Annotated in this window: 12 protein-coding genes and 1 pseudogene; 3 read left to right on the forward strand and 10 right to left on the reverse strand. The window is 41.7% G+C overall.

Annotation, left to right across the window (positions count from 1 at the left end; genetic code table 11):
* From ACRRMM_RS14600 to ACRRMM_RS14630, 7 genes and pseudogenes are all read right to left on the reverse strand, one after another.
* A pseudogene (locus ACRRMM_RS14600) lies at positions 1-572 on the reverse strand (exosporium glycoprotein BclB-related protein); the annotation flags it as partial.
* Between the two features lie 116 nt (positions 573-688).
* Positions 689-1771, reverse strand: a complete 1083-nt coding sequence (gene ribD / locus ACRRMM_RS14605) for a bifunctional diaminohydroxyphosphoribosylaminopyrimidine deaminase/5-amino-6-(5-phosphoribosylamino)uracil reductase RibD (protein WP_428828818.1) — start codon at positions 1769-1771, stop codon at positions 689-691.
* A gap of 281 nt (positions 1772-2052) precedes the next feature.
* Positions 2053-3810: a WD40 repeat domain-containing protein gene (locus ACRRMM_RS14610; protein WP_428828817.1), complete on the reverse strand. Its 1758-nt coding sequence runs from the start codon at positions 3808-3810 to the stop codon at positions 2053-2055.
* Between the two features lie 4 nt (positions 3811-3814).
* The gene (locus ACRRMM_RS14615) at positions 3815-4618 is read right to left on the reverse strand and encodes a formylglycine-generating enzyme family protein (protein WP_428828816.1); all 804 of its coding nucleotides are present in this window, start codon (positions 4616-4618) and stop codon (positions 3815-3817) included.
* Positions 4619-4650: 32 nt separating this feature from the next.
* Complete coding sequence (locus ACRRMM_RS14620) at positions 4651-5376, reverse strand: GTP cyclohydrolase II (protein WP_017360404.1); 726 nt, start codon at positions 5374-5376, stop codon at positions 4651-4653.
* 517 nt (positions 5377-5893) lie between these two features.
* Positions 5894-6550, reverse strand: a complete 657-nt coding sequence (locus ACRRMM_RS14625; RefSeq protein WP_035391380.1) for a class I SAM-dependent methyltransferase — start codon at positions 6548-6550, stop codon at positions 5894-5896.
* 1140 nt (positions 6551-7690) lie between these two features.
* Complete coding sequence (locus tag ACRRMM_RS14630) at positions 7691-8038, reverse strand: general stress protein (protein ID WP_007496775.1); 348 nt, start codon at positions 8036-8038, stop codon at positions 7691-7693.
* Positions 8039-8260: 222 nt separating this feature from the next.
* Between ACRRMM_RS14630 and ACRRMM_RS14635 the strand changes: the two genes are divergently transcribed.
* Together ACRRMM_RS14635 and ACRRMM_RS14640 are read left to right on the forward strand one after the other, a co-directional pair.
* Positions 8261-8638, forward strand: coding sequence for a YfmB family protein (locus ACRRMM_RS14635; RefSeq protein WP_017366799.1), 378 nt, complete (start codon positions 8261-8263; stop codon positions 8636-8638).
* A gap of 121 nt (positions 8639-8759) precedes the next feature.
* On the forward strand, positions 8760-9764 hold the full coding sequence (locus ACRRMM_RS14640; protein WP_099496381.1) for an NADP-dependent oxidoreductase: 1005 nt from the start codon (positions 8760-8762) through the stop codon (positions 9762-9764).
* 37 nt (positions 9765-9801) lie between these two features.
* Here the strand turns inward: ACRRMM_RS14640 and ACRRMM_RS14645 are convergent, their stop codons facing one another.
* Positions 9802-10944 carry a DEAD/DEAH box helicase gene (locus tag ACRRMM_RS14645; RefSeq protein ID WP_213406497.1) on the reverse strand — a complete coding sequence of 381 codons (1143 nt, stop codon included), beginning with the start codon at positions 10942-10944 and terminating at the stop codon, positions 9802-9804.
* A gap of 152 nt (positions 10945-11096) precedes the next feature.
* On the opposite strand from ACRRMM_RS14645, the gene ACRRMM_RS14650 reads away from it, so the two are divergent.
* On the forward strand, positions 11097-12650 hold the full coding sequence (locus tag ACRRMM_RS14650) for an ABC-F family ATP-binding cassette domain-containing protein (protein WP_007496783.1): 1554 nt from the start codon (positions 11097-11099) through the stop codon (positions 12648-12650).
* A gap of 46 nt (positions 12651-12696) precedes the next feature.
* On the opposite strand, the gene ACRRMM_RS14655 is transcribed toward ACRRMM_RS14650, so the two are convergent.
* Positions 12697-13887: an MFS transporter gene (locus tag ACRRMM_RS14655; RefSeq protein WP_428828815.1), complete on the reverse strand. Its 1191-nt coding sequence runs from the start codon at positions 13885-13887 to the stop codon at positions 12697-12699.
* Positions 13888-14146: 259 nt separating this feature from the next.
* Positions 14147-14572 (reverse strand): MerR family transcriptional regulator, encoded by a 426-nt coding sequence (locus tag ACRRMM_RS14660; protein WP_017366797.1) that lies wholly within the window; start codon positions 14570-14572, stop codon positions 14147-14149.
* Positions 14573-14643: the final 71 nt, after the last annotated feature.

The raw sequence follows: 14643 nt of genomic DNA on the forward strand, positions 1-14643 counted from the left end.
CCCGTTGCTCCTGTGGCTCCTGTCGCTCCGGTTGCGCCTGTATCTCCTGTAGCACCGGTCGCTCCTGTTCCTGTGGCACCCGTGGCACCCGTATCTCCCGCAGCTGCTAACAATGTATAATCTGGAGACGTACCTGGCGTACCTGTTGGTGAAGCTGTATTCGCCACATACGTACTTCCATCAAATGTCACCACTTGACCTTCTGGATAGGTTGGGGCATCCGCTGGATCAAATGCCACGATACCGGTTAAACCTACACCGGTGGCGCCTGTTGCGCCCGTTGCTCCTGCTGGACCCGCTGGGCCAACTGGACCCACTGGACCCACTGGACCTGCCGGACCTGCTGGGCCTCTCCTTCCTCTTCCCCCTGGCGGTCCTTGAATGACACACACACAAGGATCTTTTCCACAGCATGGATTTTTTACTGGTTTCCTTGGTTTGTCTGATTTACCTTTCTTACAACTATCACATTCCCAGCCATCATCCTTATACGCATCATACCAGCTTCCTTTTTGGTAGTGGTCTGTCGAATGAGTTGGGTATATCTTTCCGCATTGTCTACATTTTCTCATAGAATCACCCCAATCCATCGTATTCATCATGATCGATAAAGGTGTATGTACAATTTTATTTTTATCAAAAAATTTGAAAGGCCTTGCACTCTACGTGCAAGGACCTCTCTCCATCGTTAAAATATCATCGTCATTTTTAAATCTTTTCCTACCATACTATATTCAATATTCGCTGGACGGATCGCCTTTTTTAGTTTTTTTACACCTTCTCCTTCAAAAAAAGTAGGTGCATCTTTCCCTCCAATCAACAAAGGTGCCATATAGATAACAGCTTCGTTCACAAGGGATGCTTCTAAAAATGAAGCACTCACACTGCCTCCTGCCTCTACAAGCACTGACATCACAGAGCGCTTCTTCAACATGCGTAACACATCTTGAATATCTGTCCGGTGTTCTCCGCTTGTGACAAATACTTGATGACCTTTTTGTATCAACTGTTGATACTTTTGATGATCATAATTTTGTGATGTACAAATCATGGTTTCTGCCATATGATCTGTTAAGCATTTGGCATGAAGCGGTATCCTTAATGTTGAATCTAAAATGACACGAATGGGCTGATGGTTCAATGAATCCTTTACAATTAAGCCGGCATCATCTTCAATAATCGTCTCCACTCCTGTCAGCACCGCATCTGCTTCTTGACGTAAGCGCTGCACTTCTGTTCTCGCTTCTATTCCAGTGATCCATTTGCTTTCTTGATCAGCCGTGGCAATTTTCCCATCTATTGAAATAGCTGATTTTAAAATGACATATGGAAGGTTCGTTTGCATTAAATGAAAAAAAGGAGCATTTAAACGATCTGCTTCCTGTTTGCATATTCCTTGCACTACTTCAATTCCAGCCTTTTTCAAAAAAGCAATTCCTTTACCTGCAACAACCGGATTCGGATCTTGGGTGGCAATCAGCACTTTCTTCACTCCACTTTTGATGATCGCTTCGGTGCAAGGGCCTGTTTTTCCGTGATGTGTACAAGGTTCGAGCGTTACATACATGTCTGCTCCCTTCGCCTTTTCTCCTGCCATTTGCAGCGCATGAATTTCAGCATGAGGCTCTCCCGCCTTCAGATGAGCACCTATTCCAACGATCTCACCGCTCTGAACAATTACTGCACCAACAAGCGGATTGGGTGAGGTTTGTCCTTTCATCGCCTTCGCGTTGGCAATCGCCAGCTTCATATAAAAAACATCGTCTTTCATCTCGGACTCCTTTCTTCTCTCAAGGGAAAGAACTCCTTCAGAAAATGAAGGAGTTCTATTCTCATGGGCTATATTTTCTCCATCCGTTTCTTTTCAGTTCGATCATAGTAAGGCAAGGAATAAAACAGTTTATATGATGCTCGTTGTTTACAAAAACAGCATTTGCGACATTCATATTTATTAATGAGGAGCACATGCGGACAATTGAGTACAGTTAGGCCTTTTTTCATATGTTCCTTGCAAACACTTATCATGAGAATCCCCCGCTTACATTCTTTTTCTTAATGAGAGATTACTTCTTTCGGAAATTGTTCAAATAAGCGCAGTACTTCTGTATGTGTACCATCTTCTCGAATATGATAAATACCACCGTCATATGAACTTGCATACACATCATTTCCTAGTTGCCTAATGGCACTAATACCATTCTTAGCAATTCGAATCGGACCAGTATTGACATCTAGCTCTGGATTCCATGCCACAATATACCCCCAATAGTCTCCGCTCACGATATAGCCAGAGTCTGTCACAGTGATGGATTTAATGGAATATTGATGCTCGTTGTGCTGATTTAAAATTCTGCCTGTATGCAAATCAAACAATCGGACGTTTTTATCACGGCTGACAATGGCAATACGATCTCTTTTGCTATCAATAAATACATCATTTAACAGCTCTGTCGCCCCGATATATTCTGCTGTTAAGGACAAGCTCTTTTTATCAAGAAGACAGATGGTTCCTTCAACTGCCGCTGTGATGATATGATCCCCTTCTACCTTTAATGCTTTGACCGCGCAATCATGTGCTTTAGAACGGCCGATTTCCTTTAAGTGTTCTGTCGAAATGACATGCACATAACCGCCATAAGTGCCGATATAAAATTGACGATCCTCTTCATGAAAATACACACTATTGACAGGACCTGTGTTGAGATCAAAAGAGACCATTTGCTGCAATGACTCGTGTACAATATGCACCTGACTCGCATGATCGCCCCATGCATAATAGCTTCCATCCCGAGCAACAGCCACTCCATTTGTGAGAACACCTGTTGATTTTGCGATTTCGATTCCATTTTTTCTGAATTTTCCGTCATCTGATGCAGTAATAATATCACCCGCTTCAGTCAACGCAATATCATTAATAGAAGGTGTCGCCAATTCCTGCTCATCAGAGATCACTTTTCCTTCTTGAATGGACCATTCACAATACGTTTTCCCAAAGCTGGCGCCTAAAATGGCCTGCTCATCTTCTGTCCAAACAAGCGAGCGCTCCCATTGATATTTATGAGGCAGCAGTGTATCAATTAAATCACCGGTTTCATAATTCCAGAGCTTAATTAAATGGTCATATCCCGCTGTGAGCAAGTAGTTACCGCTCGGTGAAAAATTCACACGTTTCACGCCTTGTAAATGAGCTTTGATGATTTTTTTCTCCTGTAATGTAGCGGCATCATAAATGATGACCGTGCCATCGTCTCTGCCGAGGGCGAATACTTCTTTTTGATTGCTTCCGCTGATGGTATCCAGCTCATAATCAAACGGGCCAATTTCACCTACAATTTCTCCTGTTTCATAGAGCCATACAAGGACATAGCCATCGTCACCAGTTGTATAAGCTTTATCCTCATGAATCCATACAGCTAATACATCCTTGCTATGTCCATGAAATTCTCTTAAAATGGCTCCCGTTTCAATATCCCAAACTAAGCATCTTCTATCTCTGGACACCGATACAAGAAGCGTATCCTGCTTCGCAAATGCGACAGCTTCCACATCATCCGCATGACCATATAGCGTACGAATTCTTGTATGGGTGGCAGTATCATATAATTGAATGGTATAGTCTGACGATGCACTCGCTAAATACGTTCCATTTTCCGAAAGGGATAAAGAGTTGATGATATGCTCGTGACTGCCAATGAATGTTCCTTCTCCCGTGGCACGGTCCCATTTATAAATACAGCGGTCATAGCCACCTGTGTAGACAATTTGGTCATGCTGAGTTGATAAAACGGATGTAATCGGTCCTCTATGCATGGTTTTACACTCCCACCTTTATATGTTGTTTTTGACGAGTAACTAAACGAAAACCAGTAAATCGAAAAACAGGGTCTGGGTGTTTCCCGTGTCTTCTTGCGACTCTGCATAAATCTCCGCCTCTTGCGAAGGAGCCACCTTTTAAAATGTAGTAATCACTGCCGAGTGTCTCGGTTAAATCATCTACAACCTCAATCCCGCCTTCATATATGTGATACTTGGTGTTGACCCATTCTTCGACATTGCCACCCATATCATATAGTCCAAATAGAGATCTTCCTTTTTCGTAATGACGGACAGGTGTCGTTTTTTCAATATTTGATTCGTGCGTATTACAGTAAGAGGGATCAAACTCATCTCCCCAAGGATATTGATGTCTCGTATTGCCCCGGGCAGCATATTCCCATTCTTCCTCAGTAGGGATCGATACCTCATATCCAAGCTTCCCGCTCAGCCACTGACAAAATGAGAAAGCTTCCTCGATGTCCATGCCCCAAGCTGGATGGTCTTTTCCCCCGCCAAGTTCTAGGTTCGTCAAGCTCTCTGGATAAGGCTTTCCTGTCTCGTCGCAATAGCTTTGATACCATTCATTGGTGACGACCGTATCTGAGATGAAAAATTCACTCATATACGGCTGATAAGATGGAAATTCTTTGTACAGCCATTTTTGAAATTTTTTCTCACGGCCATAGGCTGGATTCAGAAGTTTGTCCTTCCAAAATTCTGATGCCTTTTTCATATCTTCTTCATTACTTCCAATCGTCGCATAGCCGCTTGGGATTTGAATCCAATTGATATCAGGTTTCACGCTTTTCTCCCGCCTTCTTTAAATAAACTCATCTACTGATTAATTAATTTCTTCTCATCGACCATATGCCCTGATGCTGCTTTTGCCTTTAAATACGCCTCATTATAGAGAGAGGCTTCTACCGTATGATCAAACCGTAAAACCGGAAGACCGTAAGCAGCAATGGAATCGACTTTATCTGGATTATTGGTTAAGAGATGCAATGGTTTCCCTTTGTTTAAATAGTGCAAGACAGCCGCTGCTTCCTCGTAATGCCGATCATCATCTCCGCAGCCGATCAACCTGTTCGCCTCAAATGTATCCAGTTTCATTTCCTGTAATTTATACGTGAAGGCTTTGGCCATTAGCCCAATAGAGCGCCCTTCTTGATTGGCCATATACACAAGCATGCCTTTTCCGTAATCGGTGATTTTTTTTAGCGATGATGCAAGCTGTGGACCGCAATCACATTTCAGTGACCCAAACACATCCCCTGTTTGGCAGACACTATGAATTCGCACAAGCGGCGGCACTTCATTTTCAAAGTCGCCAAAAAGGAGACAAGAGGAAAATGTTTGCTGCTCGGTACTCATTTGTACAATAGACTCAACCGTTGGCGTTGTATCAGCTTCTACAGACGCAAAGGCATACCATGTAAACTGCACTTCTTCATGTTCAATAGAGATCGGCAGGTTCACTGGCCCCACGAGCAAATAGTGTTTTTCTTGAAATGTAAAATGATGAATCATTGATTGTAGTTCAGCTACAAACTTGTTCATTTGTCTCCCCCTATTCATCACTGCACCCCATTGAACTCTCTCAGCGCAGTGATGGCGTGATGAATATGTGTATGCACTCCCTTTGCATCCTGAGCACCGGTTCCAGCTAGAATCATGGCTCAGGAGAAATTTCCTGTCATACTGGCTGAATAGATGTGCGATGCCAATCATCCATCAGTACCTTTCATAAAGACTCTTTTTAGACTGTCACTTGTCCAGTACAAAGGAGCAGAAATCGAGCTTCATACGCTGTATTCTCTGTAAGAGAGCAACACCATTGGATGATTCTTGAATGGAAACTGACATGCTCTTTCTCTAAAAGAATATCTCTGCTAGCTTCGAGCTGCTTTCTCCTTTACTAGAAGCTCTGGTTCTTCAAATGCACGTCATCCGGTTGTACCCTTTGATTGGATGAATAGTCCGTACTTCAATTCAGCTACATTGATTGAAGCATGACACCCGCCTAGGTATGCACCAAGAACCATCACATCAAACATCGCGTTTATCCTCCTTTGCACTAGATTTTGACAGCAATGACATGATGCTGGCTGATCCCAGCCTTCGCTTGTAATGGTGTAATCGAAACGAGCTCAAGTCCTGATGTACAAATCTTTTCTCCAAGCTGAGTATCTGAGAATGAAAAATGGAAGCGTCCATCTTCTCCGATTAAGCCTGTTTTCCACTCTTCTCCCCATACAACAAGGGAAAACACACCACCTTCATGAAGCAGCGAGGAAATCTGCTTTAAGTATCGTTCGTGGTCATCAGGGTGCTGATGGTGAAAGCAGCCATGATCTAAAATCAGATCAAACGTCAGCTCGCGCCCTTGATTCATCGACCAGGACATAAAATCTTGATGATAAAAATGGACAGGAACCTCTTTTCTCTTCTTTAATCCTTGCCATTCCTCATGCTCATAAAGATCAATGCCGGTATATGCCGACAGTCCTTGTAAATGTTCAAGAACCCTGCCGTTCCCGCAGCCGATATCCAGCACAGAAGCAAGTGCATCCTTTTCCCTGGAACGCCATGCCTTCAGAGACATCACAGCAGCATCTGTTAACGATGGATCAGTGGACCACATATCTGTTCTTTGCTCATAGTGTTCTTGAAAAGCCATACGCATTTTTTCTAAATACAACCCGCTGTCTTCATGATACAAAGCCTTTTTCATCACGTGACCTCCTTCAATTCACAATCACCTTTCCTAACAAAGGTGGTTTTCAAGCAAAAAGCCTTATGATAAAATGAAAGATGGATTTTTTAGGAAATCTGTTTTCTGAAAAAGGAGAGAAGCATCCCACATGTCACTCTTCTTTTTCAGCACTCATCTTCACATACAACCACAGCCATTCAACTGTTACAGCGCCTCAGTTTGTTATACATTTTCTTCATATGGGTTCACCTCCTTAACATCGTTTAGAAAGCGCTTTCTTTATGATGATCCTCTGAATACCTTGAACAATATTATTGAGAAATAGGCATAGTAGAAAGACGAATCTACTATTCTAAGCTATCTTTCATCTATTCTTTTTTGTCTAATAGATATTTCTTCCGTATCGCTTTGCCCCAGAAGTGCTCTTCCTTAGGTCTTAATGCATCATCATTTACAGAATTGATCCTGAAATCCACCTATCAAAAATTTAACAACTACTTCCATAATGACTTGATTAAGCCAAATATATTGTTTTTAGATTATTTTGTCAACAAATTATTTCCTAAACATTAGAATGATTTTCTAATTGAAAATACAGGTATATTTCGTGGTTTTTTGACCTTAAAACACTTATTTCTACACAAGAATACAACTTAAACCAATAGAACTAAGAAATTTATCTACTAAATTACACAAGATTTTTATTTCATTTTGAGATAAAAATAAAGATATCATAATTATTTCCCGAATGGTTTTTTGTGATATTTTCACTACTTTTTTCATTTTTTTGATGGTATCCTTTGATGTTTCTATATTTTCAATTAGACATTTTACTGTTTATCCCAATTTTTCAACCTTTCTTATTATAGTGAAAAAGACAGATGGTAGATTTTAATTATCGCAGCATGAAAAAAAGCCCCTTACAAAAGTAAGAGGCTTTCAGCGTGTAGACAAACCCTCGCATTCTTTGTCAGTCCTGCGTGCTGGTGCTCACGAATGTGAAATTCGCTCCGCGTCAGTACTCGTCCTTCCTAGACTGCAAAGATTTTCTATCACGCTGAAAAGAAGACAAAGGACTAAAATCAAGTTCATTTTAGCCCTTTGTCAAAAATCTGAAAAAAGCCCCTTACAAAAGTAAGAGGCTTTTTACGATGGCGTTTATGCCCAATTTTTCACTTTTTCATGGTCAGTCACAAAGAGAAGAACTTTTCCTTCGTCTAAATGTTCTTCGAATGTCTCAGCTTCTTCTTTTGAGAAACCAATTTCGTGAATCTTATTGCGGAGTTCATCTCCCTTTTTGCTAAAGATGTTTCCAACCGCATGCTTGAGTCCAACTTCTTTTGGACCTATCGTATTGGCATCTGCGTTGCTTGCAATACGCTCAGTTCGATCATCGTCATGGGACAGAACATAAATGTCCTCTCTTGCAACACCGAGTTGTTTTAATTGCTCCACATCTCTTTGAAGTGTTTCATCATTTGAATACTCTCTTACAACAGGTTTCATTTATTATTCCTCCTTTAACGTCTTACGAATCTTTTACCCGTCACTTTTGTCATTAAACCTTCCTCCAGCACATCCATTTTTACTCTGTGAACTTAATGCGTCTATGGACTTATTTTTGACAAAAAGACTGCGAATATGACTAAATTTTCTGAAAAATTGTATGCTTTCCTTGTCATTTGTTGTACAATTCTTATACTGGAGGCTAGAAATGGGGTGGAGCTGATGTATTATTTTTCAGCTGAGCAGCAGTTTAATGCATGGGTTGTCAGTGATTTGGTGAAACAGCTTTTTCAAAAATGGAATCCTGAAGAATCAAAAGCAAAGCCGCTTACTTTGTTTGCTGAACAGCACTTTCACATCTGCATCGATTATCTCTTTTCTATTATTATTAACATTGGAGATATCGAGTCAATCGAACAAGATCCACAAGACCTGTTGTCCTCATATTTAAATATCCTTTTTCCTTTTGTGACGCACGATATGATGAAAGCCTCCATGCAAAATGCAAATGAATATTTGTTAAAAGAACGTGATGCGGATGAGTATCAACTGTTTGGTTGTCTCCCGCCGCTCCTTTCTGTCTCTCTTCAAAAAAAGTAGTCCCCTTCTTTTAGATGGTGGCTGCTTTTTTGTATGTGCTTGGAAAAGACCGTATGTTTTGAACGAAAAGAAGCATCATGTTAATGTAAATCTAGGTTGCAAGTGAAAGGGAGGATTTGACATGAGTCAACAAAAACAAATTCAATTAGCAAAACGTCCAAAAGGGTTACCTACTAAAGATGTTTTTCATTTTGAAACAGTTGATATACCAACGCCGCAAGATGGCGAAGTCTTGATTCAAACGAAATATGTGTCTGTAGATCCTTACATGAGAGGAAGAATGCAAGATACAAAATCCTATACACCTCCGTTTAAACTCAATGAAGTGATCCAGGGTGGTGTGGTCGGAGAAGTCGTCGAGTCCAAATCTCCTCAATTTGAGAAAGGTGATTTTGTACTTGGATTCCTTGGCTGGCAGGAATATTCTACTGCCAAAGCAGAGTCTCTGACAAAAATTGATCCATCCATTGCGCCGTTATCTTATTACTTAGGGATTTTGGGCATGCCAGGACAAACCGCCTATTTTGGACTTCTTGCGATTGGTCAGCCAAAAGAAGGCGAAACGGTTGTCATTTCTGGAGCCGCAGGTGCCGTTGGTTCTGTTGTCGGACAGATTGCTAAAATCAAAGGTGCCCACGTCGTTGGAATTGCCGGATCTGATGATAAGCTGGCTTATTTAAAAGAACTGGGCTTTGATGAAACCATTAATTATAAAACAACAAATGATTTAGATGACGCCATTGCAAAAGCCTGTCCAAACGGTGTCGATGTGTATTTTGACAATGTGGGCGGCGACATCTCTGATGCTGTGATGAATCATTTGAACCGTTTTGCACGTATTCCAGTCTGCGGCGCCATTTCTTCTTATAACATTAGTGCAAGCGAAGACATTGGCCCTCGTGTGCAAACAAAACTCATTAAAACAAGTGCATTAATGCAGGGCTTCATTGTTGCCAACTACTCTGATCGTTTTGAAGAGGCGGCAAAAGATCTCGCACAATGGGTAAAAGAAGACAAACTCACATATAAAGAAACAATCATTGAAGGCTTTGACAACATTCCTGATGCATTCCTTGGACTATTCAAAGGGGAAAATGTCGGAAAACAACTTGTCAAAATTTCATAACAAAAAAGGACCCTGCCAATTATGGAGGGTCCTTTTCTTATGCCTGCTTGGGCGCAAGGTGCAGCTGGCCTTGCTTATACACAATTTCTTCAAGCGAAAGATTCAGCTTTTTCGCCATTTTTTTCAGCATTGATTGCTCTTGAGGTGTGACAAGACTGATGACTGCGCCTTCTTTTCCTGCGCGTCCGGTTCTACCTGAACGGTGGATGTAGCCCTCTTCATTTGGCATATCTGCATGAATCACATATGGCAGATCATCAATATCGATTCCTCTTGCTGCAATATCTGTTGCAAGGAGGAGCGGGAATTCACGTTGTTCAAATGCCTTTAAGATGACAGCACGCTCTGCTTTTTTCGCTTCACTGTGAAGCACACCAAGGTCGACATGGTGATACGCTAATTTTTCTGCATAAATGCTCAAATTCGTAATATCTCGCACAAAGACAAGTGCCTGCATGTCCTCAAGCCGTGATAGCTTTTGCAGTAATTTCACCTTGTCGCGCTGATCACATAACAGGTAATAATGCCCTACCTTCTGCGCTTCTTCTTGGCTTCTGCTAATTCTCAATACCTCTGGTTCAGATGCAATGTCTTTGATCAGTTGAACGGTTTCCTCTTTCAACGTCGCAGAGAAACAAAGGATTTGTCTTTCTTTTAATGTGGATTTAATGATCGCTTGGATCGTTTTCATATGCTCTGGGACAAGAAGCTGGTCTGCCTCATCTAACACGATCGTTTTCACTTCATGCATTTTCAGTTTCTTGATTTTAATTAACTCTTGTACGCGACCCGGTGTCGCCACCACGATATTCGGGTGTTTTTTTAGCTTTTCCTGCTGCTTCTTGATGTTTGCCCCGCCTATTAAGGAAATAGCTTTGATGTCTGAACCTTGTTTGAATTCTTGCACGACATCAAAAATTTGCATCACAAGCTCTCTTGAAGGTGCCAAGATTAAGACTTGCGGGTGTTTGATAGTCACATCAATTTTATTTAAAAGCGGCAGAACATACGCAAGTGTCTTCCCTGTTCCAGTCGGTGATTCTGCGATCACATCGCGTTTTTCCGTAATCCACTCTGCTGTTTGTTCTTGTATCGCTGTTGGCTTCTCAAAGCCAGCCGCTTCAAAGTTCTTTTGAATAAATGGCTTTGCTTCTTTCAAAAATGCCCAATTTTCCGTCATGTTGATCTCCTTTATCCTCATTCAATCTATCCTTAAGTATCTCAAAATCAGCTTTGAAACGCAATTTTTCTTTTGATGCTTTTATCGAGCCGGACAGTTCGATATAATCATGAGAGGCACTAGCCGTTTTGAATCTATTTGAGGTGTAAAAAATGATATTATCTGTTAAAGATTTAAGTCATGGCTTTGGCGACAGAGCCATTTTCCACGAAGTCTCCTTCCGGTTATTAAAAGGCGAGCATGTCGGCTTGATCGGCGCCAACGGTGAAGGAAAGTCAACGTTTATGAATATTATTACTGGCAAGCTTGAGCCAGATGCAGGAAAAGTCGAATGGGCAAAAAATGTCCGTGTCGGCTACCTCGATCAGCATACCGTGCTTGAAAAAGGAAGAACCATTCGTGAAGTCCTTCAAGATGCATTCCATTATTTATTCTCGATGGAAGCCTCAATGAATGACATTTACGAAAAAATGGGTGAAGCAGATCCTGATGAGCTAGAAAAGCTTTTAGAAGAAGTAGGCGTCATTCAGGATGCCCTGACGAACAATGATTTTTATATCATTGATTCCAAGGTAGAGGAAATTGCAAGAGGTCTTGGGTTGACAGATCTCGGGCTCGATCGTGATGTGACAGAGCTGAGCGGCGGACAGCGTACAAAAGTACTGCTTGCGAAATTGCTGTTAGAGAAGCCTGAAATTCTTCTTCTTGACGAGCCGACCAACTATTTAGATGAACAGCATATTGAGTGGCTGAAGCGCTATTTGCAGGAATATGAAAATGCGTTTATCCTCATTTCACATGATATTCCGTTCCTAAACAGTGTCATTAACTTGATTTATCATGTCGAAAATCAAGAACTCACGCGCTACGTTGGTGATTATGATCAATTTAAACAAGTGTACGAAGTGAAAAAGCAGCAACTAGAGGCAGCGTATAAAAGGCAGCAGCAAGAAGTGGCTGAATTAAAGGATTTTGTCGCGAGAAACAAAGCACGTGTCAGCACTCGAAATATGGCGATGTCTCGTCAAAAGAAACTGGATAAGATGGATATGATTGAACTGGCGGCCGAAAAGCCAAAACCAGAATTCCACTTTAAACCGGCACGTACGTCTGGGAAACTGATTTTTGAAACGAAAGATTTAGTCATCGGTTATGATGAACCGCTCTCCCGCCCATTGAATTTGAAAATGGAACGCGGTCAAAAAATTGCGTTATACGGTGCCAACGGTATCGGAAAAACGACACTGCTCCGAAGCCTGCTTGGAGAAATCTCCCCCATTTCTGGTGAGGTGGAACGCGGAGAATTCCTGCATATTGGCTACTTTGAGCAAGAAGTAAAAGAGCAAAACAGCAATACTTGTATCGAAGAGGTGTGGAGCACCTTCCCATCGTACACACAATATGAAGTCAGAGCCGCCCTTGCCAAATGCGGTTTAACGACAAAACATATTGAAAGCCGTGTGTCTGTTTTAAGTGGTGGTGAAAAAGCGAAGGTCCGCCTTTGTAAGCTGATCAATGAAGAAACCAACCTACTTGTTCTCGACGAGCCGACAAACCACTTGGATGTCGATGCCAAAGAAGAATTAAAGCGCGCATTAAAAGAATATAAAGGCAGCGTCCTATTGATTTCCCACGAACCTGAATTTTATCAAGATGTGGCCACTGAAACTTGGAATTGCGAATCTTGGACAACAAAAGTATTATAACGACAAAAAAGCCTTATATCGTTTGCAGATATAAGGCTTTTTTCTATTAATGACCTGCCTGGATATTCACCAAATGCTTACGGCCAAGAAGCAGGATGACCATTCCTAAGAGAACAACAGCCGCCCCTACATAATAAGGGGTACTTGCTGTGTAAGTTTCAGCGAGAACTCCCGCAATCCAAGGAGCAATCGCACCACCAATAAATCGTACAGCACTGTATGAGGATGATGCAATTGAACGCTCAACAGGAGCTGATCCCATCACAGCCGTCGTCAGCACCGTATTGATCATGCCTAGAATTCCCCCAGCAATCACAATACCGCAAATGACCACGACCACATGTGATGTCCATATTCCAATGCCGAATAAAATCACAGCAAACGAAGCAAAGAGAACAACAAGAGCTATTAATGTACCCAATTTGCGATGAATGACCGGCGCTGAGAAGACAGATGTCACAGCCAAAAATAATCCCCATCCAAAAAAGACGTAGCCAAGACCATGCTCATCAAGATGAAGCACAAATGGCGAATAAGCTAGAAGAACAAAGAATCCAAAGTTATATAAGAAAGCAGCAGATGCCATCGTTAAAAGCCCCTTATATTTCAAGGCTCCAACAGCTTCAAATAACTTCACCTTTTTCTGCGGCTTTTGTATAGGTGGAAGCATAAAAATAATAGCTAAAAGAGCAACGAGCATTAACACTGCCACACCAAAGAATGGCCCGCGCCAAGAGATCGTTCCAAGCTCACCGCCAAGGAGCGGCCCAACAGAAATCCCAAGACCTAGTGCCGCCTCATATAAAATGATGGCTTTCGCACTTCCTCCAACAGACACACCGACAATCACTGATAATGCCGTTGAAATAAATAAGGCATTCCCAATGCCCCATCCGCCTCTAAAACCAATTAATTCATTAATGGTTGAAGAAGTACCGCCTAAAGCAGAAAAGACAATAATAAAGATGAGTCCTAATAATAACGTCCATTTGGCACCAATACGACTAGAAATAAAACCGGTAAAAAACATCACAAAGCCAGTCACAAGTAAGTAGCTCGTAAACAAAAGAGACACCTGACTTGGAGATGCATGTAATTGTGATGCAATGGCTGGCAAAATCGGGTCTACAAGCCCTATGCCCATAAATGAAATCACACAAGCAAAGGCCACCGCCCAGACGGCCTTCGGCTGTCTAAGCAGACTCGTACGCTGTTTCAAAACTTCTTCTTCCTTCATTCCATCAGAACCTTTCCTACAGTTGTTTAACAAAATAAAATAAACACGCTGAGGTGTTTATTTTATTTTGTTGACAAAGAGCTAAAATGAACTTTATTTTAGCTCTTTGTCTTCTTTTTCAGCGTGATAGAAAACCTTTGCAGTCTAGGAAGGACGAGTACTGGAGCGGAGCGAATTTGACATTCGTGAGCACCAGCACGCAGGACTGACAAAGAATGCGAGGGTTTGTCTACACGCTGAAATAAACACGCTGAGGTGTTTATTTTTGTAATTGCTCAATGGCATGAGCCGCTCTTTCTTTCATCATTTCAAGATCCTTTTTAAAGGATTGAATCGTTTCTAGCTTTTTTGTAATCAATTGATGCTGCACAGTCAGCTGCGCATCAATATCTAACAGTTTCTCTAATCGTTCCTTCGGGTCAAGAGATAACAGGTAGCCTTCTTTATTCAGCTCAAGCTGTTTTCCTATTTCCATAAACGACTGAAGCTCTTGTAAAGAAAAGCCAAGTACTTCTTTGGCCTGCATCACTTTCTCCAGTTCTTCCATGTCGTCCTCTGAGTAAAGTCTGACACCGCCCTCTGTCCGCTTTGGTGCTGATAATAAACCAATCTCTTCATAGAAACGAATGGTCCGTTTCGTCAGACCGCTTCTTTTCGCCACTTGATCAATTTTCATCCATTCCATCACCAGTGCCTCCTGCTCATCAATTCATGTTTTATTATACACCTTTGTGACCTTAACGTAAACGTTAATGT

The organism is Bacillus sp. XT-4, from assembly GCF_050864245.1.
Taxonomy (GTDB): domain Bacteria; phylum Bacillota; class Bacilli; order Bacillales; family Bacillaceae; genus Bacillus; species Bacillus altitudinis.